A 17,191-nucleotide genomic window follows, 5' to 3' on the forward strand; every position below is an offset into this window, starting at 1 on the left:
ATGTAACGCGTTGGCGAGGGCGGTCCTCAGGGGTCGTTTCATCGCCGCGTCCCCTCGCCGTAGGCGCGCTCCCATTCCCCCGACCGGCCCCACTGGCCGTTCCCGTTCGGGCCGGGGGCGGGGGCCGACGAGCCGTCCGAGCCGCCGTAGCCGGGCGGTACGGAGATGTAGCCGTCGGGACCGGGCTGCGGCTGATGGGGGTGCGGGGGCTCCCCGTAGGGCTGCCCGCCGCCCGGACCCTGCCCGGCCTGATCCGGCTGATGGGTCTGATGCGTCTGGTGCGCCTGGTGGCCGGGCTGGCTCGACTGGGGCTGGTAGCCCGGGTGACCCGGATGGGGCTGGTGGCCGTGGCCCGCCTGCTGGGTCTGGTGCGGAATGTGCACCTGGGACTGCTGGTGCGGGTAGGGCGGCTGACCGTATCCGCCCGTACGACCGTACGACGGACCGTGCGCGGGGGCACCGTACGGACCGTGCGCGGGGGCGTGTCCGTACGCGGACGGCTGCGGATACGGGTGCTGGGTGTGCTGGTGCTGGCGGCCGGAGTGCGGGCCGTACACGACGGGACCGTGGGCATAGCCCTGGCCCATGGCGTGCTGGAACTCGAAGTTCGGCTGCGCGGGCGGCACATACGGCCGGAAGGTCTCCGGCTCGGAGTCCTGACGGGCCCCCTCAGGCTCCGGTCGCGACCGGCCCGAACCGTCCGCGGCGGGACCGTCGAGCAGTCCGGGCGACGAGCCGGCGGCGACTCCGGCCGGCACCTTCTCCTGTTGCAGGGTGGCGGAGACATCCGTCGTCTCCGGCATTCCCTCGACCGCGGAGTCCTTGGTCCCGGTTCCCGGGAGGAGGAGCTCGATACTCTCGGCACCGGCCTTGAGGCGCTGGTCGACCCATCCCTCCAGCTGGGCCTGGCAGGCCATGTCCAGATGGGAGATGCCCCGGCCGTCGATGACGACCCGTTCCTTGTCGGAGATCGCCTCCAGCGCGTCGATCAGTTTGGGCATCCGCAGGAAGGTGGCGTTGCCCTTGAGTTCGAGCCTGGCGGCATCGCCGTCCGTGGTCGTCCGGATGGTCATATGGGACATCCGCAGCGCGGTCAGGATCACCGCGACGGCCAGTCCGCCGAGCACTCCGTCGAGCAGGTTGGTCGCCACGATGGCACCGGTGGTGACGAACATGACCAGGCCCTCGCCGCGGTCCTTCTTCCACATCTTGACGAAGGACGGCGGGTTGAACAGCTTCCAGCCCGCGTGGAGCAGGACGCCCGCGAGGACGGTGATCGGGATCATTCCGAGCAGTCCGGGCAGCAGCAGACCGAAGCCCAGCAGCCAGACACCGTGCAGAATGCGGGAGATCTTGGTCCTGGCGCCCGCGTTGACATTGGCGGCGCTGCGGACGATGACTGCGGTGAGCGGCATGGCGCCCAGCGCGCCGGAGACGGCGTTACCGACGCCCTGGGCGAACAGCTCCTTGTTGTACTGGGTACGCGGACCGGTGTGCATCCGGTCCACGGCCGCCGCGCTGAACAGGCTCTCGGCGGAGGCGATGACGGTGAAGGTGATCACCATCATCAACACCGCGGGGTCGGTGAGTCCGGTGATGTCGCTGACACCGGGGACGTTCACCGCGTCCAGCATGTTCCCGAAGGCGACCTTCTTGACGTCGAAGGCGGGCAGGGCGGCGAGGATGCTGCCCAGCATCACGGCGACCAGGGGCGCGGGGACCTTGCCGAGCGGCTTCGGCACCTTGTACCAGAGGAAGCAGATGGCCACGGCCATGACACCGAGGGCCAGAGCGCCGCTCTTGGCGCTGCTCTCGATGACATCCTTCGCCAGATTTGGCAGGCCCATGACATTATCAATGGCGGTGCCGTGCTGCTTGGAATCGACCAGGGCGTAGGTCTGGCTCAGGATCAGCGGTACGCCGATACCCGCGAGCATGCCCTGCACGACGGAGAGCGAGATCGACTGGAAGACCCGGCCCATCTTCAGCGTGCCCAGGATCATCTGCAGGATGCCACTGGCCAGCACGACGGGGCCGAGCATGCCGACGCCGTGCTCCGTGACGAACTCCAGGCAGAGCACGGCGAGTCCGGCGGCCGGGCCGCTCACCTGCAGGGCGCTGCCGGGCAGGAAGCCGACGATCAGCCCGCCGACGATACCGGTGATGATGCCCAGGGCCGGGGGAACGCCCGAGGCAGCCGCGACGCCGATGCACAGGGGGAGGGCGACGAGGAAGACGACGATGGACGCCATGAAGTCGGCGCCGAAGTCACCGGTTTTCCTGGCGGGGGCGGGAGAACCCGCGGGGCCGGCGCTACCCTTTCGCGCATGCCGTCCCGCACCGGGACTTATCTCTTCAGTGGACACTGTGTTCCTTTCGCCGCATCGGGGTCCGGGGCGCCGAGAGCGGGGGCTCCGGAGGGGTTCGCGTCCGGTGGACCGATACGAGTGGGGGGTGTAAGGACCGGGTGGGCTCGCCCGGGAGAAGTCAGTTGCGGTGGAACACTCCGTGGAGCTCGTCGAGTTCGAGCACCTCGGCCGTGTCGACGCGGTAGTACCAGCCGTGCAGCTTCAGCCGGCCCTGGTCGACCGCGGCCCGTACGGCGGGATAGCCGCGCAGGGTCTCCAGCTGGGCGATCACATGCCGCTGGACGTAGGTGGCGAGGGTCGCGTCGTCCGGCGGGGTGCCCAGCATGGGCGCGAGCGCCGGGCGGGCGAAGGCGACCCACTGGGAGACGCAGGGCAGTTCGGTCAGGTCCTGGTCGTTGGCGAGGGCGCCGACGGCCCCGCAGTGGGAGTGCCCGCAGACCACGATGTCCTGGACCTTGAGGACCTCCACCGCGTACTCGATGGTGGCCGATTCGGCGGACTCCCGCTTGGGCTCGTAGGGCGGAATGATGTTGCCCGCGTTGCGCAGTTCGAAGACCTCACCGGGCACGGCACCGGTGATCAGCGCGGGGATGACCCGGGAGTCGGAGCAGCTGATGAACAGGGTGCCGGGGGTCTGACCGGCCGCGAAGCGGCGGAAGGTCTCGCTCTCGGGGGCCACGCGGTGGCGGAAGTTCCGGGCATTGGTGAGCAGTCGCTTCATAACAGGCTCCTCGCAGAGTCCAGCCGGCGGCCGGAGCCTTCTGGCATATGCGGTGGTGGCGAGGCACATACCAATCGCAGGCCCACGGGGCAGCTGGGACGGGCCGACATCCGGCGGTGGATGTCTTGGCCGTGAAGCATGCGCCTATGCGATGAACCATCCGTGAGATCAGGGTGAGAGAGTTCTCACTGGGAAAATAAGGATTTGACAACGATGTCGGAAAGGGCCGGGTCGGCTCCCTGACCAGGGATACCGACCGGCGACCTGGGCTTTTCCTACCCGGTCGCCGACCTCACCGCGGCGGGCGTGGGCCCGCCCGTACACCGCGGCTCGGAGCGTCCGACGGCCGTCAAGTACCGGCCATTTCCCACGTGCAAACGACCGGAGCCGCCACGCGGGTACGCGGCCCCGGGTTCAGGCCCGGAGCCGGTAGCCGACGCCGCGAATGGTCTCCACCCGGTCGGGCCCCAGCTTCCGCCGCAGATAGCGGACATAGACGTCCACGATGTTGGAACCCGGGTCGTAGTCGAAGCCCCAGACCCGGCTGAGCAGTTGTTCCCGGGTCAGTACCTGGTCGGGATTGCGCAGAAAGACCTCGGCCAGCGCGAACTCGCGGGCCGACAGCTCTGCCACCCGCCCCTCGACATGGACCCGCCGGGTCCGCAGATCGAGGACCATGTCGCCGACCCGGAGCACGGACGCCTCGGGACCGCCCTCACCGCGCAGTCTCAGCCGCACCCGGGCCAGTAACTCCTCGAAGGCGAAGGGCTTGGAGATGTAGTCGTCCGCGCCGCCCTCCAGCCCCGCCACCACGTCCGAGACGCTGTCCCGGGCCGTCAGGATGACCACGGGCAGCGTCACCCTCAGCTCACGCAGCTTCCGGAGCACCGTGAGCCCGTCCACGGCGGGCAGCCCGAGGTCCAGGATCATCAGATCGCAGTCCCCGGCCCGGGCGTGCTCATAGGCCGAGAGGCCGTCACCCACGACTGCCGTCACGAACCCGTTGCTCCTCAACCCCTTTTCGACGAAGGAGGCGATTCCGGCCTCGTCCTCCGCTATCAATATCCGTTGCATGGTGTCCTTTCTGCCAGGGGAAGTAGGCAGGTAGATCCAGTACGAAACGGGCACCGCCCGTCTCGGCGTCCTCCACCCACGCCGTCCCGCCGTGCGCCTGGGCTATCTCGCGCACGATGGCCAGCCCGAGGCCGATGCCCGTACCGGCCTGGGCGGGTGAGGTGACTCGGCCGGCCTGGACGAACCGGCCGAAGATCCGTTCCCGGTCCACGGGGCCCACCCCGGGTCCGGTGTCGCGCACCCAGAGCAGGATCCGGCCCTCGCGGACCGCGGACCCCATCTCGATGAGGTCTCCGTCGAGGGTGTGCCGTACCGCGTTGGCGGCCAGCTGGATCAGGCCCTGGGTGAGCCGCTGCCCGTCGACCAGGACGCTGGCCTCGGAGACCGCCGCCACCCGCCAGTGCCGGTTCCCCAGGGCCCGGGCCTTGGCGACCACATCGACGATGAGGTCGGTCAGATTGGTCTCCCCGACCGTCAGGAAGTCGGGACGCTCCGCCTTGGCCAGGAGGAGGAGGTCGTCCACGATCCGGCTCATCCGGTCGAGTTCGTCGACCACGAGCGCACGGGTGACGTCCCACTCGACGGCCCACTCCCCGCCACCGTTCTCCATCAGCTCCAGATGGCCGCGGACGACGGTGATGGGGGTGCGCAGCTCATGGCCGACCTCGTCGAGGAAGCGCCGCTGGGTGGTGAACGCCCGCTCCAGCCGGTCCAGCATGTGGTTGAAGGTATGGGCGAGGGCGGCGACGTCGTCGTCCCCGCGGACATCGAGCCGCTGGGTCAGATCGGACTCCCCGATCCGGGCGGCCGTCTGCCGGACCAGCCGTACGGGCGCCAGGATCCGGCCCGCCACCAGCCAGCTCGCCAGCCCGGCGCAGACCAGCGCGCCGAACCCGGTCGCCAGCAGCAACTTCGCGACCTGCCGCTCCTCCTTCAGCTGCCGGTCCCGGAACTCCAGCACCACCAGCCGCACATCACGGGTATCGCCCGCGACCTTCACCGGCACGACTCCGTACCGCACCTTGCCCACCGGGGAGTCCAGCCAGCCCACAGCCGTGTCACGACGGCCCTGGGACGACAGCAGCTCGATCACGGCGGGGTCCTTGTCGAGCCGGATCGGCGGCTCCGACGCGCTGCGCAGATCCGCCTGGCCGTCGACGATGCTGAAGAAGGTCTCGTCCCGGTTGGGGATGTTCTCCCGGAGGAACTCCTTCAGCAGGGACGCGCCGTCCCTGTAGGGCTCGCCGTCGGGCTGCACCCTGGTCTCGGCGAAGACCCGTAAACGGTTCGCCTCCCACTGCAGCCGGGCATCGACCTGTCCGTCGAGCTGGGCCTGCCAGACCACGGTGATCCCCACGACCGGAGCCGCGAGCGCCGCGCCGACCAGGAGCATCATCCAGCCGACGATGCGCGAGCGGGCGCTCGCCGTACGCCGCCGCACCACTAGTCGTCTCCCTCGAAGTCGTCCTGGAACCGCTCCCGTTCCGAGTAGTCACCGCGTTCGTCGTCGCCTTCGCCCTCGTTTTCCTCTTCCTCTCCGGAGCCGGGGGTCGGCCGGGCGGGTCTGTCGTCGTCGCTGCGCGGCGGCGAGAGCGGAGGTACGGGTCTGCCGCCCGGCTGACGCGACGCCGGCTGCTTGGCGGACGGCCCATGGGACGCGGGGGTGCCCGGAGCCGAACCGGAGGACGAGGCGGACGGGCCCGAACCACCCGCCGAACCGTTCGGCAGACGCTCCGCGGACGGACGCGGACGTGACGACGCCGACGGACTGAGGTCGCGGCTCCGGTCGTCATGAGGGGCCGTGTGGTCGACGATGACGACGGGGCCCAGATCGAGCGGATCCGGTTCGCTCGTCAGCATCCGTCCGGTCACCATCCCGACGCCCGCGAGTACTGCCACCGCGGTGATCACCACATTGGCTCGCCTCAGTCTCATGCGGAGAGTGTGCGTCCTAGATCGAACTGGTGAGTGAAATAGGAGAGCATTCTCATGTCGCCCCCCGTGCCCGGTACCTGGGGAACTCGGCCTTCTGACCATGCCTCTCCGAGGTCCGGAACCGGGCGGCTCGCCGCCTCCCGGACCGGCCGGACCATCGCCACCGGACCCCGTCGCTCCGGGGAAGGACCGGCCCTGCGGACCGCTCCGAGAACCGTCGCTATGACGCCCCCGGGGGCGTAACCCCCTGCACCACTCGACCAGTCGCGCCGACCCGAGAACCATCCGGAACCTCCCCTGCCTCACGTTTCCGCCGGGGTTCCGGCGATCACGGTCACCCGGAGATACGGCGCCGGACGCCCCAGGACTCAAGTGACGGCGGGGAAGGCGCCGCCGGATCGATCCGGAATCCGCCCGGCCGAGGCCCGGCGCCCGCCCGAACCGTGCGCGCCGAACCCGGCTCCCTGGCGTCCGCCCGCCCGCTCCCGGCGGCGCTCCGCCCGGGTCCCGCCCGCGTCGACAACGGCGAACCGGTACTCAGGCGTATTAATGAGCACTCATTCACCGTTGTCATCCGCGTCCGCCCCGGACCGGGACCGGGACCGGGACCGGGCGGACTGTTCGCGGTCAGCCCAGCGCGGCGGCGACCAGAAGCGCGAACGCGGCGATGGTGAACAGGGTCCGGATCAGATGCAGGCGGTTCCACGGACCCTCGAACGCGGTACGCACCTCCTTGTCGGACAGCGCCGACCAGTCGGCGCTTCGGCCGCCCCCGGCACCACTCGTCCGGGGTGCGGCGGTTCCGGTCCCGGCGGACCTCTCGGCCGCCGCGAGCGCGTTGTTGAGCGGGATGTTGCCGCCGATGGTCACCAGATGGTTGAGCACGGAGCAGACCAGTCCGGCGACGATCAGCCAGGTCTGCTCGGTGGTTCGGCCCTCGGTCGGAACGGCCAGGGCCACGGCCGGGAAGACCACGATGGAGAAGAAGGTGAGGACGAACAGCGGCCGGGGCACGACCTCGTTGATCCGTCTCATCGCGGCCAGGAACTGCTCATCGGTCAATTGGGCGAGTGCGGGCATGACGCCCGTGCGGAAGGTGAGCATAAAGCCCGCGTAGAGGCCGGTGGAGATGATCGCGAGGGCGAGAAGGACGGTAGCCATGCCCGACATGATGACCTGTCACCGCCGGATGATCAGCTCCGTTTCCCCGCCCGCGCTCCCGGGAAGGTCAGCCCTCCTCCCAGCTGACACTGCCCACGCCGGTTCCGCCGCCACAGGTCGCCGAGGACCAGCCGGCCTGTCCCGGACTCAGGGTGATCCACTTGCCGTAGGCGTCGGGCCACACCCCGCAGACGACCACCGCCCGGAAGGCGACGACCTGGTTGCTACGGTTCGTACAGTCCGCCCGGCCGGTCCAGCCGTCGGTACTCGTACGGCAGTCGAGCAGGGCGGGTCGAGGCGCCGACTTCACCGTCTCGGCCGCCTGCGCGGTCGAGACGGTCAGTGCCAGCGGCAGTGCGGCGGCGGCGAGAACGGCTGCGGTGATCCGACGTGACATGGGAGTTCTCCTCTTCCCGGCGCACGGGAGCGCGTCCGTGCGCGGATGGTGGATGGTGTGCGCGAGCGGGTGCGAATCACCCGTGGCGCGTCGGGCTCCGAGGCCCGTCCGCCGGTGCGACGCGCTTCGGCGGCTCTGACTTCATGGTGTCCGCACCGGCGGCCGAAATCACCTGAGTGGCAAGGACTCGCCACTCTCCGATCAGGATCTTGTCACGGAGTGCTGTCGTGTGCGTACATGGAGTGTCCGCGGATTCGAAGGGGACGGATCCCGCGGTGAAAGGAACAGCGGGGGATGATGCGACATGTCGGTGGCAGTCGTTCCGGGCTCCGCGCCCGGGTGGGAGGTCTCACGGTCCGTACCGCGCGAGGCGCGGGGCGAGCGGGGACAGCAGTCTCAGCAGCTCCAGCACACGGTGCTTCCGCACCGGTTCGAACAGGGGCAGCGGATACAGCAGATCAGGGGAATCGCCCGGATCCGGGCCGCTCTGGCGAGTCTGGTCCATTCGGCGCGGCACGAGTTGCTCAGCTTCGACGATCCGGCCGCGTCGCTCGGTCAGGGGATTCCCGAGTCTTTTCTCAGAAGTGACACCTCGGGGTGTGCGACCGAGGTGCCGACGACCCGGGTCCGGCGGATCGCGCCCCGGCACGGGTTGCGTCAGCTGCGGGAGCCCTGGCGGTGTCTGGGTGAGGCCAGGGTCACCGAATCGGTTCCGTTCCGGATAATCGTCGCGGACCGTTCGGTCGCCGCGGTACCGCTCGATCTCGACCCCGATGACGACGGTGTGCTGCTGATCCGGGATCCCGTGGTCGTCCGGGCTCTCGTCCGGATCCACGAGGTCTGGTGGGAGACGGGTGAGGATCTCGCCCGGAAGGCCAGGTCCTCGGGTCCGCCGCCCCATCTGCGGCCGGTGCTGGAGGCGATACTCGCCGGTCTCACGGATGACGCGGCGGCTACCCGGCTCAATATGTCGGGGCGCACCTACAGCCGCCGAGTGGGTGAGCTGATGTCCGTACTCGGCACGACGAGCCGTTTCCGGGCGGGCGCCGAGGCGGCTCGACGCGGCTGGATCTGAGGAGCCGACCCGCCGGGTGGTCCGGCGGGCCGGTCATCGGATCAGGACACGATGTCCTTACGGGTGAAGGTGCGGAACGCCAGGGCGAAGAGCACCAGGGCGTAGGAGACCGAGACGGCCGTGCCCTTGATCATGCCGTCCCATTCCAGTTGCGGCTGGAGGGCGTCTATCCAGGCGAACTGCCAGTGCGCCGGGAGGATCTCGCGCCAGTCGCCGAGGGCCGTGACGGCGTCGAGCACATTGCCGACGATCGTCAGGCCGACCGCTCCGCCGACCGCGCCCAGGGGGGCGTCGGTCTTGGTGGAGAGCCAGAACGCCAGTCCGGCGGTGACCAGTTGGGAGAGAGCGATGAAGACGATGACGATGCCCAGCCGGGGCAGGGTGTCGCCGGTGTCGAGGGAGCCGCCTGTCGGTAGCTTCAGCGGCCCCCAGCCGTAGGCGACGGTGCCGACCGCCAGGGCGACCACGGGCAGCAGGAGGATGGCCGCCGCGCTGAAGCCGAGGGCGACCACCAGCTTGGACCAGAGGAGCCGGAATCGCGGTACGGGCGCCGCCAGCAGATACCGCAGCGACGACCATCCGGCCTCGGACGCGACGGTGTCGCCGTGGAACAGCGCCACCGGGATCACCAGCAGAAATCCCGCTGAGACGAAGAGGCAGGTGGCGGCGAAGTTGGCGCTGGACGCCGTGGCGGTGTCCATCAGGGTGATCCGGTCGTTCTCGCCGCCGTCCGGACCGCCGCCGATGGCGAAGGCGGCGACGAGGACGAAGGGGAGGGCGCCGAGGACGGCGGCCATCACCAGGGTCCGGCGGCGCTTGAGCTGGCGTACGGCTTCGACGCGCAGCGGCAGGGTGCCCCGGGGCCGGTAGCCGGGTGCCGCCGTGGACGGGGCGGGCCCGCTCATGCGGAACCTCCGATCAGGGTGAGGAAGGCGTCCTCGAGGCGGCGGTGCGGTCCGACTCCGGTCAGGGGGATGTCGAGCCGGACGAGTTCGCCGATGAGTTCGGTCGCGGTGGCGCCGTCCAGCCGGACGAGCAGTCCCTCGTCGGCCCGGTGGGCCGAGCCGACCCCGGGCAGGGCCGCGATCTTGTCGATCAGCGGGTCGGATACGTCCCCGGCGACGGTGACGAGCAGGGTGTCGCTGCCGCCGGTGATCTCACCGACCGGTCCGGCCTGCACCAGCCGGCCCCGGTCCATGACGACCAGATGGGTGCATGACTGTTCGACCTCGGAGAGGAGGTGGCTGGAGACGATGACCGTTCGGCCTCCGGCCGCATACCGGATCATGACCTCGCGCATCTCACGGATCTGCGGCGGATCGAGACCGTTCGTCGGTTCGTCGAGGATCAGCAGATCCGGCATACCGAGCATGGCCTGGGCAATGGCGAGCCGCTGGCGCATGCCCTGGGAGTAGGTGCGGACGGCGCGGGCGAGGGCGTCGCCCAGGCCCGCGACATCCAGCGCCTCCTCCAGGTGCGCGTCCTCGGCGGGGCGTCCGGTGGCCCGCCAGTACAGTTCGAGGTTCTCGCGGCCCGACAGATGGGGCAGGAACCCGGCGCCCTCGACGAAGGCGCCGACCCGGGAGAGTACGGGTGCGCCGGGGCGGATGGGGTGGCCGAAGACCTTGATCTCGCCCTCGTCGGGGCGGATCAGGCCCATCAGCATCCGCAAGGTGGTGGTCTTGCCCGCGCCGTTGGGGCCGAGGAGCCCCAGTACCTGGCCCTTCTCGACCCGGAAGGAGAGTTCCCGTACCGCATAGCGGTCCTGGGATCCGGCGTATCGCTTGGTGAGTCCGGTGATCTCCAGGGGAACGTCGGCGAGTCCGGGATCGGCCGGCGGTGCCGTGGTGCGGCGGCGGGCGGTGAGCAGCAGGGCGGCGGCGATCAGTGCCGCGGCGGTCGGCAGGCCCCAGGTCCACCAGGGCAGTCCGGCGGCCTCGGTCCGGACATCCGGCGCGGTCGGCACGGTCAGGGTGCCGGCCGGGTCGGCGAGGGCGACGGTGTAGGTGGCGGGGGCGGCCGGGGAGGCGTAGCCGAGGTCGGTGGCGGAGAGCACCAGCCGCAGCCGGTGTCCGGCGTCGACCCGGTGGTCCACGGCGGGGAGGGTCAGTTCGACCTCCTTGCCTCGTTCGGCGCCCTCGACCCGTAGGGGGGCGACCAGTTGAGAGGGGAGGACCTGGGTACGGCCGTCGGGCCCGACGTCGTACACCTTGCCGAAGAGGACGGCCTCTCCGGTCGACGAGGTGACCCTGAGCCGGACGGTCGGGGCGCCGGTGATCCGGAGGGGTTCGGTCAGCCGGTCCGATTCGAAGCGGGCGTGCTGGCCGGGGAAGTCGAGACCGAGGCCGACGCCGAGGGAGGAGAGCTGTCCGAGTCCGCCGGTGAGTCCGGGTACGGCGGAGACGGCGGGCGGGGCCCCGCCCGCCGGGTTGGTGAAGCGCTGCGGCATTCCGGTCAGTTCGACGGGCCGGGGGCCGCCGTCGAGTCCCGGGTAGCTGTCGGCGGTCGCTCCGCGCAGCCGGGCGGTGCCGTCGGTGGAGTCCACTCCCCCGGTCCGGCTGACCCGGAAGGCGGGCCCGGTCGAGACGCCACCGTCTTGACGGAGATATCGGTCGAACCAGGAGGTGACCCGTTGTTCCACGCGTTCGTTCTCACGATCGCCGCCGTCATGGCCGCCGCTGATCCAGTCGACGGCGACGGGCGCGCCGTTGGCGCGGATCCGCTGGGCCATGGCATCGGCCTGGTCCAGCGGGAACAGGGAGTCCGACTGTCCCTGGACGACGAGGGTGGGCACGGTGATCCGCTCGCCGACGGCGGACGGGCTGCGCTCCGCCAGCAGCTGCCGGGCGGCGGCGTCGGGCTTTCCGGAGATCGCGGTCCGCTCGTACATGGCGCACAGTTCGGGCTGGAACCGGCCGCAGCCGACGGGGGCGGGGGTGCCGGTGGCGCGGGCGGCGGGCGGGCGGCCGCTGCCCGGTTCGCGGTCGGTGCCGGGTCCGTCGGGGGTGGTGCCGGGCGGCGGGGTGCCGACTCCGGTGCCGGTGGAGCCCGTGGAGAAGAAGATCCCGGCCCACAGCTTCTTGAAGACGCCGTCGGGGAAGAGGGCGTCCGCCAGGTTCCAGTAGGTGATGGAGGGGGCGAGGGCGTCGACGCGGCGGTCGTGTCCGGCGGTGAGCAGGGCGATGGCGCCGCCGTAGGAGGCCCCGGCCATGCCGACCCGGGGGTCGCCTTCGGCGTCCTTGCGGATCTCGGGGCGCGCGGCCAGCCAGTCGATCAGCCGGGAGACGTCCTCGACCTCGTGGTCGGGGTCGTTGAGCCCGATCTGTCCGGTGGACTTTCCGAAGCCCCGTGCGGACCAGGTCAGTACGGCGTAGCCGTCCCGGGCCAGTTGCTCGGCCTGGGTTCGGACGTCGTCCTTGGTGCCGCCGAAGCCGTGTCCGAGGAGGACGGCGGGCCGGGGTTTCGTACGGTCGCCGGAGAGGAAGTAGGAGGTGTCGATCTGGGCCCCCGGCATCCGTTGGACGCGGTCCTCCCGCTGGACGGCCGGTGCCGTGTCGTCGGCGACCGCCGCGTAGGTGCCCCCGCCCGCGAGGGCGGCGAGGGCGACGGCGCCCGCCAGCCACTGGCCGCGCGTGCGGGGCCGGGGAAGTCGGATCTTCATGGGGAAACCCTAAGCGGGCCGGTCGGGGGGATGGACCGGCGCCGGGGGGAGGCGGGCGCCCTCCCGGGGAAGTACGCGGTGGGCGGATGTACACCCGACGCGGTACGTGCCGGGCCGCCCCGCTCCGCTGCGGCCCCCGGCTCCGGGGACGCGGAAGAAACCGGGGCCGGAGCCCGGGACACGGCCCGGGCGGGAGCCGGGGCCCTGGCCGGGGGCACCGGCGGAGCCGGGTTCGGGGACGCGTACCGGGTCGGGGTGGGGTTCGGGGGCGCGGCCGGGGCCGGGCGCGCCCCCGGCCGGTCAGCTGTTGCGGGGGAAGCCGAGGTCGACGCCGGCGTGGGGCTCGGACGGGTCGGGCCAGCGGGTGGTGACGACCTTGCCCCGGGTGTAGAAGTGCACCCCGTCGTTTCCGTAGATGTGGTGGTCGCCGAAGAGGGAGTCCTTCCAGCCGCCGAAGGAGTGGTAGCCGACGGGGACCGGGATGGGGACGTTGACGCCCACCATGCCCGCCTGGACCTCCAGCTGGAAGCGGCGGGCCGCGCCGCCGTCGCGGGTGAAGACCGCGGTGCCGTTGCCGTACGGGGAGGCGTTGATCAGCGTGACGCCCTCCTCGTAGGTCGCGACGCGGAGGACGCAGAGGACGGGGCCGAAGATCTCGTCGCGGTAGGCGTCGGAGTCGGTGGAGACCCGGTCGAGGAGGGAGAGCCCGATCCAGTGGCCGTTCTCGTATCCGTCGACGGTGTGGCCGGTGCCGTCGAGGACGACTTCGGCGCCCTGGGCAGCGGCGCCCGTCACATAGGAGGCGACCTTGTCGCGGTGGGCCCGGGTGATCAGGGGGCCCATCTCGGACGCGGGGTCGGTTCCGGGGCCGATGGTGATCTTCACGGCGCGCTCGCGGATCTTCTCGACGAGTTCGTCGGCGACGGATTCGAGGGCGACGACGGCGGAGATCGCCATACAGCGCTCGCCCGCGGAGCCGTAGGCCGCCGAGACCGCGGCGTCGGCGGCGGCGTCGAGATCCGCGTCGGGCAGGACCAGCATGTGGTTCTTGGCTCCGCCCAGGGCCTGGACGCGCTTGCCGTGGCCGGAGGCGGTGGTGTGGATGTAGCGGGCGATGGGGGTGGAGCCGACGAAGGAGACCGCGGCCACGTCCGGGTGCGTCAGCAGCGCGTCCACCGCGACCTTGTCGCCGTGGACGACATTGAGCACACCGTCCGGCAGCCCGGCCTCGGCGGCCAGTTCGGCCAGCAGATTGGCGGGCGAGGGGTCCTTCTCGCTTGGCTTGAGGACGAAGGTGTTGCCGCAGGCGACGGCGAGCGGGAACATCCACATCGGCACCATCGCCGGGAAGTTGAACGGGGTGATACCGGCGACGACGCCCAGCGGCTGGCGGATCGCCGCGACATCGACCCGGCTGGAGACCTGGGTCGACAGCTCGCCCTTGAGCTGGGTGGTGATCCCGCAGGCCAGTTCGACGATCTCCAGTCCGCGTGCCACCTCGCCCAGCGCGTCGGCGTGCACCTTGCCGTGTTCGGCGGTGATCAGGGCGGCGATGTCATCGCGCCGCGCGTCCAGCAGGGCGCGGTAGCGGAAGAGGATCTCGGTGCGCCGGGCGAGCGACGAGGTGCCCCAGGAGGAGTACGCCTCCTGGGCCGCCGCCACGGCCTTCGCGACCTCGTCGGCCGAGGCCAGTGCCACCCGGGTGGTGACGGCACCGGTCGCGGGGTCGGTGACCTCGCCCCAGTTGCCGGACGCGCCCTCGACGGTCTTGCCACCGATCCAGTGGTGGACGGTCTTCGTCATGACGAATGGCTCCTTCACAACCTTCGCTCGCTCCGGCGCGCGGGCCGGACGGGTCGGGGCGGAGGCGCGGCCTCCCGGTCACAGATGGCGACGCCGGGCCGTGATCTGCCGTTCGTACTCCTCCCGGGCCTTGATCGCGGACGGACGGTTCGCCGTCTCCGCCACAGGAACATCCCACCACGCCTGTGCCGGGGGCGCGCCCGACACAGTGTCTGCCGTTTCGGTCTCCACGTAGACACCTGTCGGGACATCCGACCAGCGGGCCTCGGCCAGGGCTTCCTGCAGGTCACGCACGGTTCGGGCGCGGATGACCCGAAGTCCGAGGGAGGCCGCGTTGGCCGCGAGGTCGACCGGGAGCGGCCCGCCGGTGTAACTGCCGTCCCCGGCCCGCAGCCGGTATGCCGTACCGAACCGTTCGGCGCCGACGGCTTCCGAGAGGCCGCCGATCGAGGCGTAGCCGTGGTTCTGCAGGATGATCACCTTGATCGGGATGTTCTCCTGGACGGCGGTGACGATCTCGGTGGGGTTCATCAGATACGTGCCGTCGCCGACGAGGGCCCAGACGGGCCGGTCGGGGGCGGCGAGCGCCACACCGATCGCGGCGGGAATCTCGTACCCCATACAGGAGTAGCCGTATTCGACGTGGTACTGGTCGGTGGAGCGGGCCCGCCACAGTTTGTGGAGGTCACCGGGGAGGGACCCGGCGGCGTTGATGATGATGTCGTCGCCGGTGACCAGGGCGTCGAGCGCGCCGAGTACCTGGGTCTGGGTGGGGCGCGCGCCGTCGGCGCCCGAGTCGCCGGAGCCCGTGCCGCCGCCACCGCTTCCGGGGGCGTATGCCTGGTCGACCAGCCGCTCCCAGCGCTCCTTCGCCGCGCCGTACTCCCGTTCGTACGCCTCGGATACGCGATAGCCGCCCCCGGCCGTGAGGGCGTCGGTCAGTTCGTCCAGGGCGGCACGGGCGTCGGCGACGACCGAGAGCCCGGCCATCTTGTGGGCGTCGAAGGAGGTGACGTTGATGTTCAGGAAGCGGACGGCGGGGTTCTGGAAGAGGGTGGAGGAGGCTGTGGTGAAGTCGGACCAGCGGGTGCCGACCCCGATCACGAGATCGGCGGTGCGGGCGAGTTCATCGGCCGTCGCCGTACCGGTATGTCCGATGCCGCCGATATCGCGGGGATGGTCGTACGGCAGGGCGCCCTTGCCGGCCTGGGTGGCCGCGACAGGGATCCCGGTGGCCTCGGCGAATCGGCGCAGCGCGTCCTCCGCTTCGGAGTGCCGGACACCGCCGCCCGCCACGATCAGCGGTCTCCGGGCCGCCGTCACCCCGTGGGCCGCGCCGTCGAGCACCGCTCGGTCGGGGCGGGTCCTCGGCACCCGCCAGACGCGGTCGGCGAGAAACTCCTCCGGCCAGTCGTACGCCTCGGCCTGGACGTCCTGCGGCAACGCGAGGGTCACGGCACCGGTCTCGGCGGGGTCGGCGAGTACTCGCACGGCGGCGAGGGCGGCCGGGATGAGGGCCTCGGGGCGGGTGATCCGGTCGAAGTAGCGGGAGACGGGCCGCAGCGCGTCATTGACCGACACATCGCCCGCGTACGGCACTTCCAGCTGCTGGAGCACCGGATCGGCGGGGCGGGTCGCGAAGCCGTCGCCGGGCAGCAGCAGTACCGGGAGCCGGTTGACGGTGGCGAGCGCGGCGCCGGTGACCAGATTGGTGGCCCCCGGCCCGATGGAGGTGGTGACTGCGTGGGCGGAGAGTCGTCGTGACTGACGGGCGTAGCCGACCGCCGCGTGGACCATGGCCTGTTCGTTGCGGCCCTGGTAGTAGGGCATCACGGCCCCGGGGCCCGTGCCGGACTCGACCAGCGCCTGGCCGATCCCGGCGACATTGCCGTGGCCGAAGATGCCCCAGGTGGCGGCGATCAGCCGTTGGCGGCGGCCGTCGCGTTCGGTGTACTGACGGCCGAGGAAGGCGACGAGCGCCTGGGCGACGGTGAGCCGGCGGGTGGTCATCGGTCTTCCTCCTCGGGTGGTCGCGCGGCGGGCCCGGAGGCGGCCGGGCGTCCGGGCGCGGTCCGGGTTCCGGGGGCGGAGCGGGGCGCCTCGTACAGCGGCAGTCTGGGGTCGACGGGCTGCCCCGGCCAGGTGTCGCGGATCCATCGGTGGTCCGGATGGTCGCGGATCAGCCAGCGGCGCCCGGGTCCGGGGCCCGCCATCACATTGAGGTAGTACATGGTCCGGCCGGGCGGTGCGATCGACGGGCCGTGCCAGCCGTCCGGGATCAGTACGGCGTCGCCGTCGCGGACCTCGGCGAGTACCTCCGTACCGCCGGGCCGGGACGGGGAGACACGGTGGTATCCGAGTCCGCCGCGCTCGATCTCGAAGTAGTAGATCTCCTCCAGTTCGGACTCGGTGCCCGGCCGGTGTTCGTCGTGCTTGTGGGGAGGATAGGAGGACCAGTTGCCGCCGGGGGTCAGTACCTCGACCGCGATCAGCCGGTCGCAGTCGAAGACGTCCGCCGCGGCGAAGTTGTTGATCTGCCGGGAGCAGGGGCCCGAGCCCCGCAGCTCGACCGGTACCTCCGGCGCGGGGCCGTAGCGAGCGGGGAGTCGTCGCTCGCACTTCGCTCCTGCCAAGGCGAAGCGGCCTCCCGCACCGGAGGCGATCTGTGCCCGGGCGTCACGGGGTACGTAGGCGAAGTCGGAGACCCCGCTGAACACGTTTTCCCGGCCCAGCAGTTCGAAAAACGCGCCGTCGACGGTGACCGTGCAACCGCCCTCCAGGGGCAGCACGATCCATTCGGCGTCGCCGGTGGTGAAGGAGTGCGCGGCGCCGGGGGCCAGCTCGACGACGCGCAGACCGGTGTACTCCCGGCCGGGCCCGCCGGGGTCGAGGCGCAGGGCGTACGGTCCGTCGGCGGCCGTCCCCGCGGGGACGTACCGCTCCCCGTACCGTTCGTCGCCCTCGTCGGTGCTCATCGGTCCGTGCACTCCCTGTC

Annotated in this window: 13 protein-coding genes; 1 reads left to right on the top strand and 12 read right to left on the bottom strand. The window is 71.1% G+C overall.

The annotated features are described in order from the left end of the window. Positions 1-38: 38 nt before the first annotated feature. The 7 genes from AB0G74_RS08170 to AB0G74_RS08200 form a co-directional block, all read right to left on the bottom strand. Complete coding sequence (locus tag AB0G74_RS08170) at positions 39-2,252, bottom strand: SulP family inorganic anion transporter (RefSeq protein ID WP_361141931.1); 2,214 nt, start codon at positions 2,250-2,252, stop codon at positions 39-41. 235 nt (positions 2,253-2,487) lie between these two features. Continuing rightward, a complete protein-coding gene (locus AB0G74_RS08175) occupies positions 2,488-3,090 on the bottom strand; it encodes a carbonic anhydrase (RefSeq protein ID WP_358824987.1) in 603 nt (200 codons plus the stop codon). Positions 3,091-3,504: 414 nt separating this feature from the next. Further along, positions 3,505-4,164: a response regulator transcription factor gene (locus tag AB0G74_RS08180; protein WP_358824988.1), complete on the bottom strand. Its 660-nt coding sequence runs from the start codon at positions 4,162-4,164 to the stop codon at positions 3,505-3,507. Continuing rightward, positions 4,067-5,560, bottom strand: coding sequence for a HAMP domain-containing sensor histidine kinase (locus AB0G74_RS08185; protein WP_361142011.1), 1,494 nt, complete (start codon positions 5,558-5,560; stop codon positions 4,067-4,069). The genes AB0G74_RS08180 and AB0G74_RS08185 overlap by 98 nt, the downstream gene beginning before the upstream one ends. Positions 5,561-5,607: 47 nt before the next feature. Continuing rightward, a complete protein-coding gene (locus AB0G74_RS08190) occupies positions 5,608-6,099 on the bottom strand; it encodes a hypothetical protein (protein ID WP_361141933.1) in 492 nt (163 codons plus the stop codon). 627 nt (positions 6,100-6,726) lie between these two features. Continuing rightward, positions 6,727-7,260 (bottom strand): anthrone oxygenase family protein, encoded by a 534-nt coding sequence (locus AB0G74_RS08195; RefSeq protein ID WP_361141935.1) that lies wholly within the window; start codon positions 7,258-7,260, stop codon positions 6,727-6,729. Between the two features lie 67 nt (positions 7,261-7,327). Next, positions 7,328-7,657, bottom strand: a complete 330-nt coding sequence (locus AB0G74_RS08200) for a hypothetical protein (protein ID WP_361141937.1) — start codon at positions 7,655-7,657, stop codon at positions 7,328-7,330. 304 nt (positions 7,658-7,961) lie between these two features. On the opposite strand from AB0G74_RS08200, the gene AB0G74_RS08205 reads away from it, so the two are divergent. Beyond that, the gene (locus tag AB0G74_RS08205) at positions 7,962-8,732 is read left to right on the top strand and encodes a DNA-binding response regulator (protein ID WP_361141939.1); all 771 of its coding nucleotides are present in this window, start codon (positions 7,962-7,964) and stop codon (positions 8,730-8,732) included. A gap of 41 nt (positions 8,733-8,773) precedes the next feature. Here AB0G74_RS08205 and AB0G74_RS08210 read toward each other — a convergent pair whose 3' ends face one another. The 5 genes from AB0G74_RS08210 to iolB form a co-directional block, all read right to left on the bottom strand. After that, a complete protein-coding gene (locus AB0G74_RS08210) occupies positions 8,774-9,637 on the bottom strand; it encodes an ABC transporter permease (RefSeq protein ID WP_361141941.1) in 864 nt (287 codons plus the stop codon). Then, complete coding sequence (locus AB0G74_RS08215; protein ID WP_361141943.1) at positions 9,634-12,393, bottom strand: alpha/beta fold hydrolase; 2,760 nt, start codon at positions 12,391-12,393, stop codon at positions 9,634-9,636. The genes AB0G74_RS08210 and AB0G74_RS08215 overlap by 4 nt, the downstream gene beginning before the upstream one ends. Positions 12,394-12,693: 300 nt before the next feature. Continuing rightward, positions 12,694-14,196, bottom strand: coding sequence for a CoA-acylating methylmalonate-semialdehyde dehydrogenase (locus tag AB0G74_RS08220; RefSeq protein WP_361141945.1), 1,503 nt, complete (start codon positions 14,194-14,196; stop codon positions 12,694-12,696). 78 nt (positions 14,197-14,274) lie between these two features. Then, entirely contained in the window at positions 14,275-16,206 is a 1,932-nt protein-coding gene (gene iolD, locus AB0G74_RS08225) for a 3D-(3,5/4)-trihydroxycyclohexane-1,2-dione acylhydrolase (decyclizing) (RefSeq protein WP_361141947.1), read from the bottom strand. After that, complete coding sequence (iolB, locus tag AB0G74_RS08230) at positions 16,203-17,171, bottom strand: 5-deoxy-glucuronate isomerase (protein ID WP_361141949.1); 969 nt, start codon at positions 17,169-17,171, stop codon at positions 16,203-16,205. The genes iolD and iolB overlap by 4 nt, the downstream gene beginning before the upstream one ends. Between the last annotated feature and the right edge of the window lie 20 nt (positions 17,172-17,191).

It is taken from the genome of Streptomyces sp. NPDC020875 (assembly GCF_040641415.1).
In the GTDB taxonomy this organism is placed as follows: domain Bacteria; phylum Actinomycetota; class Actinomycetes; order Streptomycetales; family Streptomycetaceae; genus Streptomyces.

What these genes read in the sequence shown, in the direction of transcription:
- AB0G74_RS08170 (WP_361141931.1), bottom strand. Translation starts at nt 2,252, where the DNA reads ATGGCGTCCATCGTCGTCTTCCTCGTCGCCCTCCCCCTGTGCATCGGC.
- AB0G74_RS08175 (WP_358824987.1), bottom strand. Translation starts at nt 3,090, where the DNA reads ATGAAGCGACTGCTCACCAATGCCCGGAACTTCCGCCACCGCGTGGCC.
- AB0G74_RS08180 (WP_358824988.1), bottom strand. Translation starts at nt 4,164, where the DNA reads ATGCAACGGATATTGATAGCGGAGGACGAGGCCGGAATCGCCTCCTTC.
- AB0G74_RS08185 (WP_361142011.1), bottom strand. Translation starts at nt 5,560, where the DNA reads ATGATGCTCCTGGTCGGCGCGGCGCTCGCGGCTCCGGTCGTGGGGATC.
- AB0G74_RS08190 (WP_361141933.1), bottom strand. Translation starts at nt 6,099, where the DNA reads ATGAGACTGAGGCGAGCCAATGTGGTGATCACCGCGGTGGCAGTACTC.
- AB0G74_RS08195 (WP_361141935.1), bottom strand. Translation starts at nt 7,260, where the DNA reads ATGGCTACCGTCCTTCTCGCCCTCGCGATCATCTCCACCGGCCTCTAC.
- AB0G74_RS08200 (WP_361141937.1), bottom strand. Translation starts at nt 7,657, where the DNA reads ATGTCACGTCGGATCACCGCAGCCGTTCTCGCCGCCGCCGCACTGCCG.
- AB0G74_RS08205 (WP_361141939.1), top strand. Translation starts at nt 7,962, where the DNA reads ATGTCGGTGGCAGTCGTTCCGGGCTCCGCGCCCGGGTGGGAGGTCTCA.
- AB0G74_RS08210 (WP_361141941.1), bottom strand. Translation starts at nt 9,637, where the DNA reads ATGAGCGGGCCCGCCCCGTCCACGGCGGCACCCGGCTACCGGCCCCGG.
- AB0G74_RS08215 (WP_361141943.1), bottom strand. Translation starts at nt 12,393, where the DNA reads ATGAAGATCCGACTTCCCCGGCCCCGCACGCGCGGCCAGTGGCTGGCG.
- AB0G74_RS08220 (WP_361141945.1), bottom strand. Translation starts at nt 14,196, where the DNA reads ATGACGAAGACCGTCCACCACTGGATCGGTGGCAAGACCGTCGAGGGC.
- iolD (WP_361141947.1), bottom strand. Translation starts at nt 16,206, where the DNA reads ATGACCACCCGCCGGCTCACCGTCGCCCAGGCGCTCGTCGCCTTCCTC.
- iolB (WP_361141949.1), bottom strand. Translation starts at nt 17,171, where the DNA reads ATGAGCACCGACGAGGGCGACGAACGGTACGGGGAGCGGTACGTCCCC.